The sequence below is a fragment of the Halosubterraneus shenae genome, assembly GCF_050510935.1.
Lineage (GTDB): Archaea > Halobacteriota > Halobacteria > Halobacteriales > Haloferacaceae > JBDGPU01.
In genome coordinates, this window is record NZ_JBNLVO010000003.1 from 467098 (window position 1) to 486776 (window position 19679).

At 69.5% G+C, this 19679-nt stretch carries 20 protein-coding genes; 3 read left to right on the top strand and 17 right to left on the bottom strand.

The features are described 5' to 3' along the window. Positions 1–9: 9 nt before the first annotated feature. The 6 genes from ACQE3M_RS08630 to ACQE3M_RS08655 form a co-directional block, all read right to left on the bottom strand. Positions 10–477 (bottom strand): DUF7283 family protein, encoded by a 468-nt coding sequence (locus tag ACQE3M_RS08630; protein WP_430505188.1) that lies wholly within the window; start codon positions 475–477, stop codon positions 10–12. 33 nt (positions 478–510) lie between these two features. Further along, positions 511–2310: a type II secretion system F family protein gene (locus tag ACQE3M_RS08635; protein WP_430505189.1), complete on the bottom strand. Its 1800-nt coding sequence runs from the start codon at positions 2308–2310 to the stop codon at positions 511–513. Next, positions 2307–4205 (bottom strand): ATPase, T2SS/T4P/T4SS family, encoded by a 1899-nt coding sequence (locus ACQE3M_RS08640; RefSeq protein WP_430505190.1) that lies wholly within the window; start codon positions 4203–4205, stop codon positions 2307–2309. Before ACQE3M_RS08640 ends, ACQE3M_RS08635 begins: the two co-directional genes overlap by 4 nt. Before the next feature lie 25 nt (positions 4206–4230). After that, positions 4231–4728: a DUF7311 family protein gene (locus ACQE3M_RS08645; protein WP_430505191.1), complete on the bottom strand. Its 498-nt coding sequence runs from the start codon at positions 4726–4728 to the stop codon at positions 4231–4233. Further along, positions 4725–5369 carry a DUF7310 family coiled-coil domain-containing protein gene (locus tag ACQE3M_RS08650; RefSeq protein WP_430505192.1) on the bottom strand — a complete coding sequence of 215 codons (645 nt, stop codon included), beginning with the start codon at positions 5367–5369 and terminating at the stop codon, positions 4725–4727. Before ACQE3M_RS08650 ends, ACQE3M_RS08645 begins: the two co-directional genes overlap by 4 nt. Before the next feature lie 124 nt (positions 5370–5493). Next, a complete protein-coding gene (locus ACQE3M_RS08655) occupies positions 5494–5760 on the bottom strand; it encodes an HAH_0734 family protein (protein ID WP_430505193.1) in 267 nt (88 codons plus the stop codon). A gap of 150 nt (positions 5761–5910) precedes the next feature. Between ACQE3M_RS08655 and ACQE3M_RS08660 the strand changes: the two genes are divergently transcribed. Together ACQE3M_RS08660 and ACQE3M_RS08665 are read left to right on the top strand one after the other, a co-directional pair. Next, a complete protein-coding gene (locus ACQE3M_RS08660; RefSeq protein ID WP_430505194.1) occupies positions 5911–6837 on the top strand; it encodes a rhomboid family intramembrane serine protease in 927 nt (308 codons plus the stop codon). 6 nt (positions 6838–6843) lie between these two features. Then, positions 6844–7695: an endonuclease V gene (locus tag ACQE3M_RS08665; protein WP_430505195.1), complete on the top strand. Its 852-nt coding sequence runs from the start codon at positions 6844–6846 to the stop codon at positions 7693–7695. A gap of 35 nt (positions 7696–7730) precedes the next feature. Here the strand turns inward: ACQE3M_RS08665 and ACQE3M_RS08670 are convergent, their stop codons facing one another. The 9 genes from ACQE3M_RS08670 to ACQE3M_RS08710 all read right to left on the bottom strand — a co-directional run bounded on the left by ACQE3M_RS08670 (position 7731) and on the right by ACQE3M_RS08710 (position 15928). Then, entirely contained in the window at positions 7731–8003 is a 273-nt protein-coding gene (locus ACQE3M_RS08670; protein ID WP_430505196.1) for a DUF7385 family protein, read from the bottom strand. Positions 8004–9219: 1216 nt separating this feature from the next. Beyond that, a complete protein-coding gene (locus ACQE3M_RS08675; RefSeq protein ID WP_430505197.1) occupies positions 9220–9927 on the bottom strand; it encodes a TMEM165/GDT1 family protein in 708 nt (235 codons plus the stop codon). A 203-nt stretch (positions 9928–10130) separates the two neighbouring features. After that, the gene (locus ACQE3M_RS08680; protein WP_430505198.1) at positions 10131–10592 is read right to left on the bottom strand and encodes a Rieske (2Fe-2S) protein; all 462 of its coding nucleotides are present in this window, start codon (positions 10590–10592) and stop codon (positions 10131–10133) included. A gap of 78 nt (positions 10593–10670) precedes the next feature. Further along, positions 10671–11024 (bottom strand): hypothetical protein, encoded by a 354-nt coding sequence (locus ACQE3M_RS08685; RefSeq protein WP_430505199.1) that lies wholly within the window; start codon positions 11022–11024, stop codon positions 10671–10673. 161 nt (positions 11025–11185) lie between these two features. Next, entirely contained in the window at positions 11186–12160 is a 975-nt protein-coding gene (locus ACQE3M_RS08690; RefSeq protein ID WP_430505200.1) for an aminotransferase class IV, read from the bottom strand. Next, entirely contained in the window at positions 12153–12833 is a 681-nt protein-coding gene (locus ACQE3M_RS08695; RefSeq protein ID WP_430505201.1) for an anthranilate synthase component II, read from the bottom strand. The genes ACQE3M_RS08690 and ACQE3M_RS08695 overlap by 8 nt, the downstream gene beginning before the upstream one ends. Next, the gene (locus ACQE3M_RS08700) at positions 12826–14433 is read right to left on the bottom strand and encodes an anthranilate synthase component I family protein (protein WP_430505202.1); all 1608 of its coding nucleotides are present in this window, start codon (positions 14431–14433) and stop codon (positions 12826–12828) included. Before ACQE3M_RS08700 ends, ACQE3M_RS08695 begins: the two co-directional genes overlap by 8 nt. 141 nt (positions 14434–14574) lie before the next feature. After that, positions 14575–15033 carry a helix-hairpin-helix domain-containing protein gene (locus tag ACQE3M_RS08705; RefSeq protein WP_430505203.1) on the bottom strand — a complete coding sequence of 153 codons (459 nt, stop codon included), beginning with the start codon at positions 15031–15033 and terminating at the stop codon, positions 14575–14577. 52 nt (positions 15034–15085) lie between these two features. Next, positions 15086–15928, bottom strand: coding sequence for a shikimate dehydrogenase (locus ACQE3M_RS08710; protein ID WP_430505204.1), 843 nt, complete (start codon positions 15926–15928; stop codon positions 15086–15088). A 121-nt stretch (positions 15929–16049) separates the two neighbouring features. Between ACQE3M_RS08710 and ACQE3M_RS08715 the strand changes: the two genes are divergently transcribed. Then, positions 16050–17351, top strand: coding sequence for a sodium:calcium antiporter (locus ACQE3M_RS08715; protein WP_430505205.1), 1302 nt, complete (start codon positions 16050–16052; stop codon positions 17349–17351). Between the two features lie 786 nt (positions 17352–18137). Here the strand turns inward: ACQE3M_RS08715 and ACQE3M_RS08720 are convergent. Further along, a complete protein-coding gene (locus tag ACQE3M_RS08720) occupies positions 18138–18512 on the bottom strand; it encodes a hypothetical protein (RefSeq protein ID WP_430505206.1) in 375 nt (124 codons plus the stop codon). Positions 18513–18595: 83 nt separating this feature from the next. Next, positions 18596–19573: a DUF7260 family protein gene (locus ACQE3M_RS08725; RefSeq protein WP_430505207.1), complete on the bottom strand. Its 978-nt coding sequence runs from the start codon at positions 19571–19573 to the stop codon at positions 18596–18598. Positions 19574–19679: the final 106 nt, after the last annotated feature.

Genomic DNA, 19679 nt, shown 5'->3' on the forward strand with positions numbered 1-19679 from the left:
CCCGTCGACTCATCCGACGAGCGTGACACGCGTCTCACCCCAGTGAACCTGCCGCACTCGGAGCCGATCCGGCGCTGGCTGCCAGCCTGACTCTGCCGAGCGTGCGGCCGACGCTGCCCTCGCGAACCCCGTTGCGTTCGCGAACACGCTGGACGGCGGTATGCCCCGGAGGACGCGTTCGAGCCGCTCGTCCTCGCCAACAGGCGTGACGGGTGCGAAGAGGAACGTCGCGGTCGTGGTCCCCGCCCCGTTTCGCAGGGAGATCCGGGTCGACGAAAGTCGCAGCCGCTCGGCCGCGATGCCGTGCTCCGCAGTCGCCGGGTGCTCCCCGCCGGCGACGGCGTCGACCGTATCGGCGGCGCCGGCCGCGTCCGGTGGCGGCTGCAGGGGGAGCGAGACGCTGGTGGCGAGGACCGCCACGCTCACGACCGCGATACCGACCCAGGCGTACCAGCCGTCGACCGGGAGTTCGAGCATAGCGCCGTTGGTCGCGGTTTGGTATATAAACGTTCACAGGAGGTGACTCGCCGCGACGAAGGCGACGAGGTACGTCGCTGTCGCCGTGGGGAGCGCGAGCCCCACGCGATAGCCGACGAGCGTGCGGTCGAAGCCGCGCTCAAGCGTCGTCGACAGCGCAACCAGAATCGCGGCCAGGAGGAGGACGTAGACGCCGACGATGCGGCCGATCGTGGCGACCGGAATCGGGGCGGCCCCGGTCGTGGCCGGGAGGCCGGTCGGGTCCGCGGACGTGGTCGCGGTCGAGGACGCCGCGTTCGCGGCCGCCCCCAGTCCGGCAGATCCCGTACCCGGATCCATGCCGGCAGCGAGCGCGACGGTCGCACCGCCCACGAGCGGGCCGAACACGGTCGCCGTGTTCGCCAGCGTGCTCGTGACGGTCGCGAGCTGGCGTGTCGCCTCCCGGTCGAGCGCAGTCAGCCGGTCGAGCTGGTCCGCGAGTTCGACGATGACGTCGCCGGCCGGCTCGCCCTCGCGTCCGGCGACGGCCAAGAGCTCGACGGCGCCGCGGATCCGCGGGCTCGACGTCGACGTCGTCGGCCCTGCTTCGCCGCGAAACGCGTCACCGACGCCGACGCGAAGCAGCTGGCTCCGTCGCGCGGCCGCTCGAAAGAGCTCGCCGGTCGGTCCCGACACGGCCTCGCCAGCGCGCGCAACGGCCTGCTCGACCGCGACGCCCTCGGCGACCTCGCCGCCGACGATCGTCAGCGCGTCCGACAGCCCCGACTCGACAGCCCGAATTCGGTGGAGAACGCGCCGTCGCGGGCGCGTGACGACGAGCAGCGCGACGCCTGTTCCCCCACCGGCTGCGGCGAGCGGTGCGGCCCAGGGAACGACCAGATGCCTCGCGAGCAGCCAGAGGATCCCGGCCGTCACCAGTCCGGCGAGGGTCGCCTCCGTGCGCCGGTTCGGAACGTCCGGATGACTCCCGTCGATCCGTGGCGGCGGGAACGCCACCGGCCGGCGTTGCAGTAGCCAGGCGCTCGCCGCGAGGAGGCCGAACGGGAGCAGGACGACGTAGATCAGCGTCATCACGCCCGCGCCGATCGGCGCGCCCGCGGCACGAGCTGCCGGCAGCAGAGCGACGAGGGCGAGCGGCAGGAGGACGCCGAACGCGTAGATGGCCGAGACGGGACCGCGAACGTCGCCGACGAAGGCTCCCATCCGATCCGTCGCGGCGTCGACGACGGTTGTCAGGGCCCGGTCGAGCGCGCGGTCGCGTCGCTCCGGCGGCGCCGCGGCCGCGGACCGCAACCGCGTGGCCGCGCGCTCGACGGCCGGAAACCATTCCCGCCACTCGGCGACGAACGGCCGCAACCCCGGTCCCGGGTCCCCGGCCGACCGCCGAACGTGCTTCTGCAGGCTCTCCGCGAGCGGATTCGACCCCGTTCTGGCGGCGAATCTGACGGCCCGCTCCGGCGAGGGCTCGATGCGCATTCGGAGAACGGCGCGACCGAGGAGGTCCGGGGCAGTCCCGAGCGCCCGCGTTCGGCGCACGTCCGCGAGCCAGATCGGAAACTGGTGGGATAGGTGCGTAACCGCCAGGAAGGCGAGGAGGCTCCCGAGAAGGCCAGCGCTGGGACTGGTGAGTACCGACGTGAGGCTACCCGCGAGTGTCGCGACGCCGATCCCGACAGCGTAGCCACCCCTGACGACCGTCTCGCGCTCGAAATTCGTGTCGAGGAACGTCAGCGCACGACCAAGCTCGTCGGTATCGCCCTCGGCACCGCCGGCCCTCCCGGCGGTCGGGTCGGCTTTTTCGCCCCCGCCCGATTCGCCGGGCGTCGTGCTCATAGCACTCCCTCCCCCGGCTCGTCGACCACGTCCTCCGGGCGTGTGCGCCCGGCCTCGGCGAGCGTTCCGATCCGTTCGCCTCGCGAGGAGATCGCCGTTCGGACGTCGTCGTAGGTCTCCGCGGGGCCGGCAAGGTCCGCAACGAGGCCGCTGTTGCCGCGGTCGATACGGCCCGACGGCACCAGTTCGTCGTCCTCACGCTCGAAGAGGGGATCGATGACGACGCCGTCGCGACCCCTGGAGACCTCAGTGATCGTCCGGACCTCGTGGTCCGCGAGCGTCACCAGGAGGTCAGTGCTCGCGAACGACGACGGCGGGACGTCGAGGTCGGTGACGACGCGTTCCCTGACGGCCGCCGCCGTCTCGCCGTGGATCGTGCCGAGCACCGTGTCGGTCCCGGCGCCCACGCGCATCGCCTCGTAGAGGGACGACGCCTCGCTCCCGCGAACCTCACCGACGACCAGCGCGCCGTCACCGAGCCGAAGCGCCGTTCGGACGGCGGCGGTCGGTGAGGGCTCCGGCCCGTCACCGGCGTCGACGCGGAGTCGCTGGACGTCTCGTCCCGCCTCGCGGAGCGCTGCCGCCGGCAACTCCGGTGCGTCCTCGAGGAGGATCGATCGCGTGCCGGCGTCGAGTTCCCAGAGCAGCGCGCCGAGCGTCGTCGTCTTGCCGGCCCCTCTCCCGCCCGCGACGAGGCCGGCCACGCCGCGCGAGACGGCGACCGAGAGCAACCCGGCGGCCGCAGGGGAAAGCGTCCCGCCCGCGACGAGTCGCGGGAGCGTCCAGGCCTCGACGTCGTTCCGGCGGAACGCGAACGCGAGGCCCTCGCTCGCGGGCTTCGTCGTCGCCGCGACCCGAACCGGACCGCCAGCCGTCTCGAGCGTCGCGTCGAGCGTCGGCGAGGCCCGGGAGAACCCGCTCCCGCTCGCCCGCCGGAGCCGTGAGGCCAGCGTCGCGGCGCCGACCGGCGGAATACGGACGTTTGTCCGCAGTCGCTCCCCGTCGACGACGGCGGTAAGCGGAGTCTCCGCGATGGGTGGCGTAAGGAACGCGTCCGAGACGCGGTCGTCCGCGAACACGTGATCGAGCATGCCGTGACCGGCGGTGTGTCGCCGGAGCGCGTCGGTCAGATCCTCGACCGGGTCCTCGGGCCCGGCAACGGCGCGGACCGCACGGCCGGGCGCTCGCTGACCGCCGGCCTCCGCTGACAACAGTCGGGTTTTCGCGGCCGCGAGCGTCGCGTACGCGTCCGCGTCGAGGTCGCTTTCGGGCGGCGTGAGGTGGTAGTAGCGGAGCGGGTCGTCGTCGTAGAGCCGGACCGTCGCGTCGGTCGCCGTCGTCCAGCGGTCGACCAGTTGGGCGTCCGCCGGCAGGCGCGTCGCGACGCGGGCCGTCGAGACGCTGGGGCCCTCGAACGCCCGGAGGGCTTGACGGTAGTCGTCCGTGGCAGCCTGTGCCGCCGCGAGCCCGGTTTCGGCAGCGATCCGCGCAACAGGATCGGCCCGCCCGCAGGCCTCGCGAGCCGCGGCGAGCGGGTCGCGGGCAGCGAGTTCAGCCAGTCGCTCGTCGTGGAACGCCACCTGCTCGCGAAACCGGCCGGCAGCGAGCAGGAGGCCGGCGGCGCCGTCGGCGTACACGCGGTCGAGGCCGGCCGTCGACGTGACGACCACGTCGGCGTCCCGGTCCGTGAGCGCGTCAACGACCGTCGCGCGGCACGCCGACGACTCCGCGAGGTTCCCGTCGCCCTGACAGTCCGCCGCGTCGACGCCGAGGACGACTCGGTCGCCGACGCCGAGCCCCGTCGGCTCCCGGAACTCCGGGGTACAGCGGCAGCCGGCGACGTCGCGCTCGCTGATTCCGGGCGCGCGGTCCCGCAACCGGTCGAGTAGTGACATGGGGCGGGTTGCTGCGGTTTCGGGTTTAAGTCTCCGTGCCGATCGAGCCGGCCTCGACCAGTTCGACGACCGAGGCGTTGCCGACGCGGACGTATCGGAGCCGGAGCCGGACCAGCGAGTCGGAGAGCCGGAGCGGCCCGTTCGGGGCCCGCAGGTCGGCGCCGGGGAAGCGACGAACGGTAGCATCGTCGCCCCGGATCCGATAGACGAGGGCCGCGTTGCAACCCTGCGTGTCGGCCTGCGCGACGTCGAGAACCACGCTGGGACAGCCGATCGCCGCGGTGTCGAGTGGCGCAGTGCCGAACCCCTGCGGGAGCCGAAAGCGGACCGTCGTCCGGGCTGCGAGCTCGCGGTCGGTAACCGCCGTCGACTCGGATTCGAGTTCGGCCGCTGTTCGGGTGAGCTCCCTCGCTATCGACCCGAACTCCTCGTGCGTGGACTGGACTCGTGCCGCCTCGAGCGGCGGGAGGGCGGTCGCGAGCAACGCGACGGCCACGAGGACCGCGAGGACTGCACGGATCACAACACGTCGCGGAGTCGTGTGAGGATGCCGTCGTCGCCGCCGTCGCTGTCGTCGCCGCCGTCGCTGTCCCCGCTGTGGCTGCCGTCGGGGATCGCTGCTGCAACCGCCGGTTCGTCCGCGTCCGGGCCGAACGGCCGGTCACCGGTCGCGTGGCCGACCGCAGCGGCGACCTCACCGTCGCCCGCGCCGCTGGTCGTTCGTTCCGGCTGCTCGTCGGGGACTTCCGATTGTGTCGCCGAACTCTTCGCGGTGGCCCTGGCTCGTGTGTCGATGTCGCGCTCGGCGGTGTCGAGTGTCGCATTTCGCTCCGTGCGTTCGGCGATGGCGAGCGCCAGGTCCGCCCGCTGCTCGACCTCCTCGTTGACTGCGCGGACGCTGCCGACGTACCCGCGGAGCGCCTGCGTCGCGGCGTCGAGTTCGTCCAGGCGGGCCTCGACCTCCTCGACGCGCTTCGTCAGGTCCTCGAGTCGCCGGTCGCGCTCGGCCGCCGTCGAGAGGTCGGCAACGGACCCCTCGTCCGTGATCGCCCGCTCGACCGCGGCGAGCCGCTCGGTCAGGTTCCGGTCGGTCGTGGATCGATCCGGTGCCGCTGTCGCGTGCTGGGTCGCGCCGTCGCCGTCGAGCCCCTCGGAATCCGACATACGGTGGGTGGCTCGGAATCGTATTTAAACCTCCGTCAGGGTTCCGTAGCCTTCGATGGAGAACCGACCGCGGGAACGGGGGACGATGGGACCGGGAGAGCGCCGGAAAAAGGAAGACAGCGAATTAGACGTGCAGTTCGCCCTTACCGGAGAGGACGGTTACGTCCTCGGCGTCGGTGTGGTCCGTGTCGAGCCAGTGGGGAACGAAGTTCCGCTTCTGGAAGTCCTCGCGTTCGTCCTCCGTGCCGATGGTACACCACAGCTGGACCTCATCCGGGCCGTGCCAGTCGCCCTGGCGGTCGACGGCGAAGCAGACTTTCTCCTCACCCTCGTACTCGATGACGGCGTCCCGGCGAATTCCGGGGTCTCCACGGATGATGAGCTTTTGCATGAATCGGCGTTTGGGTGATGGCCGCTTAACCGCTTCGATACGCTCAACTCGCGGCATCGACGCGGGGCTCCGGCACGCTCCGGGACGCGAACGCAACCCACGGGGTCGAGAGCCAAACCGCTTTACGTCATCCAGCACTACGGTGCTGCAATGGCGACGTGCGACGAATGTGGGGAGTACGAGAACCTCCCGTACCAGTGTAATCGGTGTGGGAAATCGTTCTGCTCCACTCACAGACTGCCGGAAAGCCACGACTGTCCGGGGCTCAACGAGTGGGACGATCCCTCCGGCGTGTTCGAGAGCGACTTCGAGGACTCGGTGAGCGGCGCCTCCGCGTCCTCGGATGCCGGCCTCGTCGACCGCATCCGCGGCCGGCTCGATCGGGAGCTGTCGACCGGCGGCGTGCTGGGGTACTTCAGGGGTAACGCCGTCTACGCGCTGCTGGGGGCGATGTGGATCACGTTCCTCCTCCAGTTCGTCGTCCTCGCGCTGTTCGGATCGACGGCGTTCCGGAGCATCTTCACCCTCTCGACCGCGCATCCGGAGTACGTCTGGACGTGGTTCACGTCCATCTTCTCCCACGGAAGCCTCTATCACATCGCGGCGAACAGCATCGTTGTGTTCTTCTTCGGCCCGCTCGTCGAGCGAGCGATCGGGTCAAGGAAGTTCACCGCGTTCTTCCTCGGGAGCGGCGCGGCGGCCGGCCTCGGCCACATCCTCTTCGAGCTGGCACTGGGCGGGTCGGCGAGCGTCCTCGGGGCCAGCGGCGCCGCGTTCGCGATCCTGGGCGTCCTGACGATCCTCCGGCCGAACATGGAGATCCTGCTGTTCTTCGTCATCCCGATGAAGCTGAAGGTGCTCACCTACGGCATCGCCGCGATCTCGATCCTGTTTGTCATCCAGCCGTCGCTGGCGGTGGCCGCCGGCTTCGGCGGTATCGCTCACCTCGCGCACCTGATCGGCTTCGCGATCGGCCTCGCGTACGGCAAGCGCATCGAGGGCAACGTCCGGTCGACCGGTCGCGGTCCGAGCATCCGCGGCCCGCGCGGCCCCGGTGGTCCGGGTGGGCGATTCTAACCCTCGATGACGGACCATAGTGCAGGCAGAGATGACGGTCTCGACCTCGCCCATTCGGAGTTCGCCCCGGACCCGGAGCTCACCCACGACGAGATGGAAGAGCTGCAGCGATCGATCGCGACGGCGGCGACCTTCGAGGACGAGATCGCGTTTGACGCGGCCGACGTCGCGATCGAGGACGCCTACGACATCTCGGACACCGTCCCAGACCCCGTCGACCCCGAGCACGCCATCGGGCTCGACACGGACGCGCCGGTCGTCGTCGGCGTGGACCAGGCGTTCCTCGAGGACGAGGTCGTCTCCGCCATCGTGGCGCTCCAGGACGGCGCCATCATCGAACGCACGCACGCGGTCTCGCCACTGTCGATCCCGTACATCCCCGGGTTGCTGGCGTTCCGCGAGGGCGGGCCGATCCTCGACGCCTTCGAGACGCTCTCGGTCGACCCGGATCTGGCCGTCTTCGACGGCTCCGGGCGGATTCACTACCGACAGGCCGGGATCGCGACGCACATCGGCGTCACCCTCGACCTCCCGGCGGTCGGCGTCGCGAAGAGCCTCCTCTGTGGCGAGCCGGACGAGTCGGTCGACGAGCGCCCCGAGGGCTGGGCGACCCCGATCCGTGCCGACGACGAGGTCGAGGCCCCGAACGGGACGGTCCTCGGGCACGCGTTCCAGTCGCGACAGTATCCGAACAGCCGGCGGATGAACCCCCTCTACGTCAGCCCCGGCCATCGCGTGTCGGCCGAGACGAACCTGGAAATCGTCGAGGCGCTCACCGCGACGTACAAGCTGCCGGTGCCGACCCGACTGGCCGACGCCTATGCGGACCAGGTGAAGCGGTCGTACACCGACGGCTAAGTCCGGACGGGTGACGGGTGAAAGGCCGGCTCGGCCTACTCGTCGTGGATGAAGACCAGCCGTTTCTCGTCGGTGTTGCAGAGACAGAGGTTGATCCCCTCCCGCGTCGCGCCGAGCTGCTGCCAGCCGTGGTCGCTGACGAGCAGCGTCTGGAAGACCCCGCGGTCGCAGTCCGGATTCGGGCAGCCGACGCCCGCGGCGTTCGAGTAGACGTCGGTGCCGCCCTCCGACCGCTGCCGAACGAGCCCGTCGGTCAGCTCCTGGAACTCCTCGTCGGAGATACCCTTCTCCGTGGTATCGTCTGACATGCTCCACGATTATTCATGGAGGGTTAAAACCGGTTGCATCTACCCATGTGCTGCCGCTGATTAGTCGAACGCTTCGTGCAGGGTCTCGTTGGCGACACAGCTCAGCGTGTCGAGAAGGGCCAATCCATCGAGCATTCGCGCTTATAAATGAGACCGGCTCTCGTCACAAGCGACACCACTCAGCATGTCCAGTAAGCCCCAGCCGCCGAGGCGGTCGCTTTATAAACGAGATTGGCAAGCATCGTTGGCGACACCACTCGGGACACCTCGAAAGCCCCAGCCGCCGAGGCGGTCGCTTTATAAACGAGATTGGCAAGCATCGTTGGCGACACCACTCGGGACACCTCGAAAGCCCCAGCCGCCGAGGCGGTCGCTTTATAAACGAGATTGGCAAGCATCGTTGGCGACACCACTCGGGACACCTCGAAAGCCCCAGCCGCTGAGGCGGTCGCGCTGCTCGCTGCGCTCCTCACAGCTCGCTCCCTTCGGTCGCTCGCTGATTGCGGTGCTAGCGTCGCAGGGCGTCCCGCGCAGCGGCTGCCCCTTTCAGTCCCGCCCGGGAGTGGTGGCGGGGCGTCGCGAGCGGCGGCTGGGTCGCCGGCGACGCGCGCCGGCTGTCCGGCATGCGGTGCGGAGCGGGCGGCGCGCGCGAGTGACGCGTGCGAGGGAGGCCGGGGCGCGCCGCGCGGTGCGGTGCCGGCGCGCCCCGGCCGAGGCTGGGGAGGGTCGAGGCTTGCGGTTGCTGTGCGGTCGCTGTCGTGGTGCGGTTGCTGCGGGGTCGCGGTCCTGGCGGACTGAAAGGGCGATGGCCGGTCGCGCCGAAGGGGAGTCGCTGAGACAGGCACTATCTGAACCGGGCGGTGCGGAGAGGTTCAGATATCCTGCTCAGCGACCGCGAGCGGCCGAGGGCTTTCTCGGTGTTTGCGGTGCTGTCCAGCGCAGCAGCGTCTGCACCTGTAAATCCAGTTTATAAGCAAGAGCGGCCGAGGGCTTTCCCCGTGTTTGCAGTGCTGTCCAGCGCAGCAGCGTCTGCACCTGTACATCCAGTTTATAAGCAAGAGCGGCCGAGGGCTTTCCCCGTGTTTGCAGTGCTATTAAGAGCAAGATCGTGTCACCTATCCAACCTCACTTATAAAACGACAGAGAGCAGGTCACACCGATGAGACTGCAATAACACAGCCGGAGGTCACCAGATCACGTCACCGACAACGCCAAATCAGACCAGCAGCAGAATGACCTCACTCACCGAGGAGACGATCGTTTCCCAGACCGAGAACCCCGTCGCCAGCGCGAGCAACGTATCCAGGCCGAAGAACGCGAACAGGGTCGCCCCGAAGAAGTGCCCCTTCCGCCGGTCGAACGTCTGCGAGAACCGGTAGAAGAACAGCGCGTTGACGATGCTCACGGGGATGATCGCGAGCATCTCGCCGACCCAGATCCCGGGGTGCGCCCCGTACTGGATCGCGAGGCCGATCGTCACCAGCTGCGTCTTGTCGCCGAACTCGCCGGCCGCCATCATCACGAAGATGGGCAGGAAACCGCCCATGTAGTCCGGGACCTCGCCGACGACCGGCAGCGTCAGGTTCTCGACCTCGGCGACGCCGCCGTCCGTCGCACCCTCGTCCGCCCCGATGTCCGCGACGTCGCCGTTCGGTGCCGAGCGGTACAGCAGGACCGCGAAGAGGAGGAACAGCGCGGCGGTGATCAGGTCGAGGATCGTCGGCGGCAGCATCCCCTTCACGGCGCTCCCGAACCAGATCTCGAGGGCCGTCCAGCCCGCGAAGGAAGCGCCGGCGGCCGAGACCACGACCGCCGGGTGGTACCGCGTGGAGAGCCCTGCGATGAGGAACTGTACCTTCTCCCCCGGGAGGACGGCCAGCTGCGCGGTCGCCGCGATGACGACGATCTCGAAGAAGCCGACCATCAGCGATCACCCTCCCGGGAACCTCGGCCGCGACCGAATCGCTCGCCTGTGGCGACTACCCGGCGCGTCGCCGAACGAACAACCATACTGCTACGAATTAGACGAGTCTAATCAATAAATCTGACCCTCCGAAAACCTCCTGCCGGCACTCGACGCGCGGGCCGTCGAGATGCCACCGCGTCAGTTGCCGCTGAACGCCCGGGTCAGTTGCCAGTGAAATCGATCCGGGAGTCGCCGGCGGAGTCGTCGCGTTCGGCGGCCCCGACGCGCAGGAACTCGTAGTCGTCGTCGGTCAGGACCACGTCGCCGTCGACGACCTCGACGGCAACCGTTTCGAGCGACGAGCCCTCACAGGGGCCGAAGTTGCAGTAGCCGCCGTCCTTCTCGAACGTCGCGCCGTGCTTCTGGCAGAAGATCTCCTCGTTCCGGACGTAGGCGCCGTCACCCTTGTCGAGCCGGACGTCGGTCCAGTGCTGGCAGTAGTTGCGGAACGCCACCACGCTGTCGTCGCCGAGCCGCGTTAGCATCACCTCGACCTCGGGGTCGGCCTCGGTGCCGCCGTCGGCCGGCATCACCTCGGCGTCCGGGCCCGGACGAAGGGTGACGAGCAAGGTGCTATCGGCCGGAACCTCCTCGGCGGCGACGATCCGCGCGTCGTCGTCCATACTCGCGACTGGGAGATGGGCCGGTTTGAACGTTTGGAGACGCGCGGGCGACGGAAAAACGAGTACCGCGACCGAACCTCAGGCGCCCGGAATCCCGAAGGCACCGACGCCCAGCTGGAGGACGCTGTTGAGCACGAACAGGATGGCCAGCGCGGCCACCCACGCGATGGCGCCGATGATCCCGGCTTTCACCCAGCCGCCCGGGTAGCGCCACTTGATGACGCCGACCCAGACGACGAGCGCCAGGAGCGGGCCGACGAGCGGGATCCACGAGGTGAGCGCCCAGGCGATGGCGCCGATGAGCGCTGTGATCACGGCGTGAGAGTAGTCGTCGACGCCGACGACGAACTTCGCACTGATGAAGATCGCGAGCCCACCGACGAGCAGCGCGACGAGGAAGGACACGAGCGATCCGACGAATGGAACAGGCATGCTCGTTATTTTCGCAGGCAGACATGTATAGGTGGCGGCCTACTCACCGCCAATCGACACACACCAAAACGGCTATTTGACGCTCTTTGAAACCGATATTAGCCAATTCCTGGCCGTGCTGCACAGACTGTCTTCAGGACAACCTTCCGTCATGTCAGAAGTCAGTCGTAGAAGTTCGTCTCGATCCGCTCGTCGAACAGCCGGGATAGCAACTTCGTCACCGGGCCGACTCGCTGGCCGTCCCCGTCGGCCCCGCCCGCCGATTCGGGCCCGACGTCGATCCCGTCGACGGTCGTCACGGGGCGGATCTCCCACGTCGAGTTCGTGAGGAACACCTCGTCGGCCGCGCGGACGTCAGCCGGGGTGTACTGTCCCTCCTCTACGGGGATTCCCTCCTCGGCGGCGAGGTCGATAACGACGTCGCGCGTGATCCCCGGCAGCACCGGCCCGTCGAGCGAGGGAGTTCGCAGCGCCGTCCCGTCGACGAAGAAGAGGTTGCTCGTGGCGCCCTCCGCGACGTGGCCGTCGTCGTCGAGCATGAGCGCCTCGTCGGCGTCCGAGGTCCGCAGCTCCAGCCGCGCGAGGATCCCGTTCAGGTAGTTGTGCGTCTTCGCGTCGCTGGGGATAGCCCGGTCCGAAACGCGGCGCGTCTTCGTCGTCTGCAGCGTCGCGGGCCCATCCCAGATCGACTCGCCGTCGACGCCGCCGCGCGGGAGCGGTGAGACGTAGACGACGACGGTCGGGTCGACGTCAGGGTCGGGGTCGAGCTTCCCGGGCTGGACGCCCCGCGAGATCGAGAGCTTCACGTACGCCTCCGCGAGGTCGTTGGCCGCGAGCGTCTCGTCGATCCGGTTCCGGAGCGTTGCGTCCGAGAGCCCGTGGTCGAGCTGGAGGGTCTCGCAGGTGTTCCGTAGCCTGTCGGCGTGTGCCTCCCAGCGGAAGACGTCGCCGCCGTAGGCACGCATCGTCTCGAAGGCGGCGTCTCCGTACATGAACCCGCGATCCCGGACGTCGACGGTCGCCTCGTCCGCCGGAACGACCTCGCCGTCGACGTTGAAGCGGAGTGCTGCCTCGTCAGCGTCGGCCTCGCCAGCGACGGCGTCAGCGTTGGCCTCGCCAGCAACGTCGTCAGTCATCCTCGTTCACCTCCTCGTCCCGGTCGACGGCTGCAAAAATGCCATTGCTTCCGGGATCGCAGCCGGCGACGAAGTTCTCGACCATCGTCTTGCCCGCGTCGGTGAGGATGCTCTCTGGATGGAACTGCACGCCGACGTGCGGCCGATCGCGATGCCGGACGCCCATCACGACCTCGCGCTCGTCGGTCGTCGTCGCGACCTCCCGAAGCTCGGTGGGCAGGTCCTCGCGGTCGACGCACAGCGAGTGGTAGCGCCCGACGGCGACGCGGTCGGGGAGCCCGGAGAAGATCCCGCGACCGTCGTGCTCGACCGTCGACGGCTTGCCGTGGACGACGGTCGGCGCGTGGCCAACGGGTGCGCCGAGATGGGCACACAGCGCCTGGTGCCCGAGGCAGACGCCGAGGACGGGCACGTCGAGCGCCCAGACGTCCATCGAGACGCCGGCCTCCTGCGGCGTTCCCGGGCCGGGCGAGACGACGACCCCGTCCGGGTCGAGCGCGCGCACGTCCGCCAGGTCGACGGCGTCGTTCCGGCGGACCGTCACCGCGCCCGCGAACTCGCCGACGTACTGGACCAGGTTGTAGACGAACGAGTCGTAGTTGTCGACGACGAGAATCCGCGCGTCGCTCTCGCCGGCGCCGGGTCGCCAGCCTGCGGGAGGTTCACTACTCATCGCTCCGCCCCTCCACGCGCAGGTCGCTTTCCGCGAGCGCGTCGTCGATGGCGGTGACCAGCGCCCGGCCCTTCGCGAGCGTCTCCTCGTACTCCGCGTCCGGATCGGAGTCGTGGACGATCCCCGCACCCACCCGGAGGTGGTACTCCTGGGCGTGACGCACCAGCGTCCGGATGACGATGTTCAGCGTCGCGCGGCCGTCGAAGCCGAAGATCGCCATCGACCCGGTGTAGGGGCCGCGGCGCGTCGCCTCCAGCTCGTCGATGATCTCCATCGTTCGCGGCTTCGGCGCGCCGGTGATCGTGCCGCCCGGGAACACCGCGCCGACCGCGTCGGCGACGCTCACGTCCGGCCGGCCCGTCCCCTCGACCAGCGAGACGAGGTGCATCACCTCGGAGTAGCGGTCGACGCGGCGGTACTCCGGGACCTCGACGGTGCCGAACTCGCAGACCTTTCCGAGGTCGTTGCGCTCGAGGTCGACGAGCATCGCGTGTTCGGCGCGCTCCTTCTCGTCGCCGGTGAGTTCGGCCGCCAGCGCCCGGTCCTCGGCCGCCGTCTCGCCGCGCGGGCGCGTCCCCGCGATGGGCTCCGTGACGAGGCGGTGCCCGTCCGCGACCTCGTCACCTTCCCCGGGCTCCCGTTCGAGCAGGAGCTCGGGACTCGCGCTCACGAGGTCGACGCCCCGACCGTCCCAGCCGAACTCGACAAGCCCGGAGTACGGCGCGGGGTTGACCGCCCGGAGCGCGTCGTAGGCCGCGACGGGATGGACTGCCGCGGGGGCTGTCAGTCGCTGGGAGACGTTCGCCTGAAACGTGTCGCCGGCACGGACGTACTCCTGGACCCGGCGGACGCGGTCGGCGTATGCCTCGCGGCCGCAGTCGCTCTCGAACGTCGCGCTGGTACCGGCCGCGGGCGCCTCCCCGGTCGTCGGCTCGCCGGCCCGGATCCGCTCGATCAGGCTCTCGGCGCGGGCGACGGCCTCGTCGTAGCAGTCGGCGAGCGCGTCGCTCGTCCGGTCGTCCGCACCTGCGGGGATCTCCGGACAGCAGGTGACCCGGAGCGTGACCTCGCCCTCGGTCGGGCATTCCCAGGCGACGAGCCGGTCGAACACCGCGAGTTGGAGGCGGGGCAGTCCGCGGTCGTCGACGGCGCCGGAGACCTCGCTGTGATCGCCCTCGCTGGAGCCGGGGAGGTCCTCCAGTTCGCGGGCGACGTCGTAGGAGAGCCAGCCGAGCGCGCCACAGGGGTACGGGACGTCGCAGTCGCCGCGGACGAGGTCCTCGCCGGCGAGGACGCCGTCGAGGGCAGCGAGCGTCGGCGCGTCGCGTCGGTAGTCGCCCGTTCTCTCGCCAGTATCTGCCACGACGGCGTCGGACGACACCTGGACGCGCTCGACGGGGTCGACGCCGAAGTAGCCCCAGCCCGACTGCCCGCCAGTCGTTTCGAGGAAAACGCCGCCGGGGCCGTCGCGGGCACGCCGGTAGGCGTCAAACGGGTCCGCGACCGTCGTCCGGAGCTCGACCGGGACCCGCGCGCCGGCCGGGGCGTCGGCCGCGGCCTCCCGGAACGTCGCGGCGTCGGTCCGGACGGAGAAGCTCATAGCTCCACGGTCGAGAGGTGTCGATGAAACAGTTATGGTGTCGGCCGGTGCCCGGGTCGGCCGCTATCTGCTGCCCGGTTCGGTGTCTCGGCCTTCTGCCGTCGGCCGTCGACCATCGGCTGTCGGTCGTGGCGGGAACGCCTACTCCTCGTTTGCCCGGTCGATCCAGGTCGCTGCCCGGTTCTCGCCGACGCTCGCTTGCTCCCCGACTTCGGCCGGATCGGCTTCCGCGAGGTCGGCGACCGTCTCGATCCCCATGTTGGAGAGCCGCTCCGCGTACGCCGGGCCGATGCCCTTGATCGTGTCGACGGACGCAGCCGACTCACCGGGCACTTCCGCCTCTTCTTTTTCCGGGCCGGCCGCCTCGGCGACCTCCGCGGCCTCCGCCGTCTCCTCGGCCGCTTCCTCCTCGCCGACGAGGCTCTCCGTCGACGCGCTCGCGTCGGTTGGCTCCGCGACCGGCTCCGATACCTCCTCGGTTTCGCCCGCCTCGCCCGCTTCGCCCGCTTCGCGCTCGATGGTGACTTCGGCCTCGGCGCCGGCCGTCTCCTCGGCTTCGGCAAGACCCAGTTTCTCCTTGAGCTTCTGGAGCAGTGTCATCAGGCAACCCTATGTGAGGCGGGTATTTAAAAACCCGCGGCAGCGCGCGCCCTCAGAGCCGGTCGCGGAGCGCCGCGTTCATCGCCTCGACCGGCGCCGGCTCGTCGGTCCAGATCTCGAACGCCTCGACGCCCTGGAACAGCAGCATCCACGCGCCGTCGATGGTCGTGGCGCCGGCCGCGTCGGCCGCCCGGAGCAGGCGCGTCTCGATCGGCGTGTACACCGCGTCGAGCACGGCCATGTCGGCGTGGAGCAGCTCCTCGGGGACCGGCGTCTCGTCCGATTCCATCCCCACGCTCGTCGCGTTGACCAGTACGTCGGCCGCGGGGACCTCCGCGGAGAGGGTGTCGAGGCCGCCGCCAGTCGCGCCGGGAACCTCGGCCGCGAGCGACTCGGCCTTCGCGGCCGTTCGGTTGGCGACGTGGACGTCCGCGGCCGCGTCCGCGAGGGCGAACGCGGCCGCGCGGCCCGCGCCGCCGGCACCCACGACGACGGCGTCCGCGCCGGCGAGGGCGACGTCGTGGTGTGTGAACGCGCGCTGGACGCCGGCCGCGTCGGTGTTGTAGCCGCGAGGCGTCGAGGCGCTCTCGTCCGGTTCGCTCGCCCTGTCGCCGTCGAGGACGGGTCCGAAGTCGACGGTGTTGACCGCGCCGATCCGCTCGGCAAGTGGGTCAGGGTCGACGTGGGCCAGCACGTCCTGCTTGAACGGGATCGTCACGTTGAGTCCGCGGACGCCGAGCGCGGCCGCGCCGTCGAGCGCGGTCGCCAGCGCGTCCGGGTCCGGCTCGAAGGTGACGTAGCGGGCGTCGATCCCGCGCTCCTCGTACCCGGCTTCGTGCATCGGCGGCGACAGTGAGTGTTCGACCGGATTCCCGATCAGTCCGTACACGTCCATGGGTGGCGTTTAGCCACCGGATACGTGAAAGCCTCGCTCGCGGGCTGATGAGCCACACGATTGCCGGTACTCGTCGGTGAGAAGCAGAACACATAGGTAGTCCCTTCAGTTGCTATGAGGCATGAGTACGCTGCGACACCCACTTACAGCTCTCGCCCTGGCGGCCTGTTTGTCGGTCCCGTGGATGATATTCTGGGGCGGCGGCACCGTTGACAGCCTCGGCGTCGGATCGGTCGTCGCCGTCAGCGGACTCGCCGTCCTCGGCGCGTCGTTCCTGCTCGCGTGGGGCGCCGAGACGGCGGAGAAAGACGTCCCGCGCGGCTTCGCCATCGCCGTGCTGGCGGTGCTTGCAGTCGCCCCCGAGTACGCGGTCGACGCCCTCTACGCGTACACCGCGGGCGCCAATCCGGGCGACACGGAAGCCGCGAACCTCGCCGTCGCCAACATGACCGGCGCGAACCGGATCCTGATCGGGCTGGGCTGGGCCGGGATCGCGCTGTTCGCGATCTACAAGACCGCGAAGGCCGGCCACCAGGACGCCGTGGAGTGGAAGGAGGGCTTCCTCACCGACGCGGTCATCCTCGACCGCTCTATCGCCACCGAGGTCGCGTTCCTGACGGTCGCGACCCTGTACGCCTTCCTGGTGCCGCTCACGGGCGGGATCAACATCGTCGACACGGTCGTCCTCGTCGGCCTCTACGTCGCCTACATCATCATCACGCTGCGGGCCGACGTCGAGGACGACGAGGTCCACGTCGGCGTCCCCGCGTACCTCCAGCAGTTCGTGAAGCCGCTCCGCGCGGCGACCGTCATCACGCTGTTCGCGTACTCCGGCTTCCTGATCATGACGGCTGTCGAGCCCTTCGCGCACGGGCTGGAGAGCCTGGGGAAGGACCTCGGCATTCCCGCGTTCTTCATGATCCAGTGGATCGCTCCGCTGGCCAGTGAGAGTCCGGAGCTGATCGTCACGGTCTACCTCGTGAACAAGGCGCGGTCGACCGCCGCGTTCAACGCGCTCATCTCCTCGAAGCTGAACCAGTGGACGCTGCTCATCGGGACGCTCACCGTCGTCTACAGTATCGGGCTCGGACGCTACGGTGCACTCCCCTTCAACAGCAAGCAGGCCTGGGAGATCTGGCTGACGGCCGGCCAGAGCCTGTTCGCGCTCTCTATCCTGCTGAACTTCCGGATCAGCATCCGGGAGGCGCTGACGCTGCTCGTCCTGTTCCTCTCGCAGGTCTTCATCGAGTTCTACCTCATCCAGACCATGCCCGAACTCGAGACCATCTTCGTCCTGCAGGCGTACACCGCGGTGTACGTCGTCGCCGCGCTCGGGATCAGCACCCGGCGCGTCGCGGACATTCAGGACATCCTTCGACGGACGGTCGGCCGCGCGCGCGGCCGGGACATCGCTGCGGACTGAGGCCGCTCGCGATTTGGTGAGGTTGGGTTCGTTTTCAGGAGGTTAGACCGCTAGCGGCGTCGCTCTGTCCTCCCCGCCATACACAGAAGGCTCAGCCGCCGAGGAGGGCCTCACTTATAAATGGAATCGGCCATCGCTGCGACAGACACCACTCAGCATGCCGGGAAAGCCCCAGCCGCGGAGGCGGTCGCGCTGCTCGCTGCGCTCCTCACCCGGCTCACTCCCTCACTCCGTTCGGTCGCTCGCCGGGATTGCGGTGCTAGCGTCGCAGGGCGTCCCGCTCAGCGGCTGCCCCTTTCAGTCCCGCCCGAGAGTGGTGGCCAGGCGTCGCTCGCGCCGGTTGGTCAGCGGTCGTCGCCTGCCGGCTGGCCGGCGTGCGGTGCGGGGCGGCCGGCGCGCGCGAGCAACGCGTGCGAGGGAGGCCGGTGGCGCGCCGCGGGGGCGGTACCGGCGCGCCCCGGCCGAGGCTGGGGAGGACTGAGGTATTGCGGATGCTGTGCGGTGGCATTGCAGTCGCGGTGCTGATGCGGTCGAGGTCCTGGCGGACTGAAAGGGCGATGGCCGGTCGCGCCGCAGGGGAGTCGCTGCGACGACCTCTATCCACGCCGGGCGGTGCTGAGAGGCGTGGATATGTCGCGCAGCGACCGCGAGCGGCCAAGGCCTTTCGAGCAGTTTGCGGTGCCGTCGAAAGCCGGACCGAATCCCCCGAAATCCGCATAGAACCACCGAAGATCGCGCACGAACGCAACGCTGTCAGCGATCAGAGATCCGATCGAAACGCCGTATTCACGGATACTCCGGCGCGTCCCGCAGCCCGAGCGCGTGGCCGAGTCGCTCCCGCCAGGACGGCTCCAGCACCTCCCAGGCGATGGCGTCGACCTCCGAGCGGTCGAATCGGTCGTCCGCGAGCGCGTCGGCGAGCCAGTCGCGCCAGGCCGACTCCGAGAGGAGGCCCGCCGAGTTGGGACCCCACTGCGTTTCGAGCTCCGCCACGTCGTCGAAGGGAACGTCCATCCCGGCGCCGCCCCAGACCAGCGGCGAGAGCTTGAACGCGTACTCGTCGGCGTCCAGCGGGACGTATCGGTACGGATAGTCGTTGAAGAGGAAGACGTCCGACGGCGTGACGTGGTCGCCGTTCGGCAGTTCGAGCGTCGCTGTCATGCCCCGGAATTGGGGTTCCGGACTGAAGGGCCCACCGTTCAACACCCCGCCAGCTGTCTGGCGGAACCGTGCCGTGCGCGCTGCTACTCCGGCGTCACGAACCGGCGCTCGATACGACGCCGGTCGGCCCGGAGCCCGTCGGCGAGCTGCGAGAACTGCGCCAGAACCGGGTAGTTCGTCTCCGGCAGGGAGCTGTACAGATACTCGTATAGCGGCGGCCCGTCGTCGGTCTCCATCGGCGGGTCCCGAAGCTGGTCCTGTCGGGACGCGACGGCGTCGTCACAGCGCGCCTCCAGCTGTGACAGGCGGGTCCAGACGTCGATCGCGGCGTCGAAGGTGACCGCTCGGGAAACGCCCTCGAGGTGGTCGAGGAGGTTTCGCCGCTCCCGGTCGATGGTCGACAGCGTCGCCTCCGCGTCGTCGAGCGCGTCCAGCTCCTCGTCGATGGCGTCGATCAGCTCGACCCGGTTCGCGCGGGCCTGCCGGCTCCGGGTGACGAGAGCCGACTGGAGCCCCGAGGAGAGCGACTTTCCGGAGACGGTCGCGACGGCCGTGTCGTAGCCCAGCTCCTCGGCGAGGCTCTCGGCAACGGTGTCGTCGTACTCCTCCTCGTAGTGCGGGACGGCGGTTACCGTTTCGCGATAGGCGTCGACGACCCGCTCGAGGTCCCGATCCCAGCCGCTGTCGACGCGCCGCCCGCTTTGCATCCTGATGGCGCCCCCGGCGTTCGCGGGTGCTCCGTCAGCCGACGGGGGCCCGTGCCCAGCGTCCTCCTGCCCGGTTGCGTCGGTCGGCGAGAGCCCGGCGACGCGGTCCGCGAACTCCGCGAACGCGTCGCGCTCGTCGGCGACCCGCCGACGCTCCTCGCGGCAACAGCTTCGCGCCTCGTTGACGTAGGCGAACGCGGCGAAGCAGCCGAGAGCGACGAAGAACACGGCCGTCACCACGGCCGGGTCGAGCAGCACCTCGGAGAGCTCGCACCGAAGCGACGAACAGCCGGCCCGGGTCGGATCCGTCTCCTGGACCCTGAACGTCACTTTGGCGACCGTGTACGATCCCATGCGTGTTGGTAACAAAGCAAGGCGTCAAAACCTTTCCGTCCAGCACGTTCACCTGCCGGTTGTTCGGACACCCCGGTGGCCCCCCAAAGCTATTCGTAAGGGGATC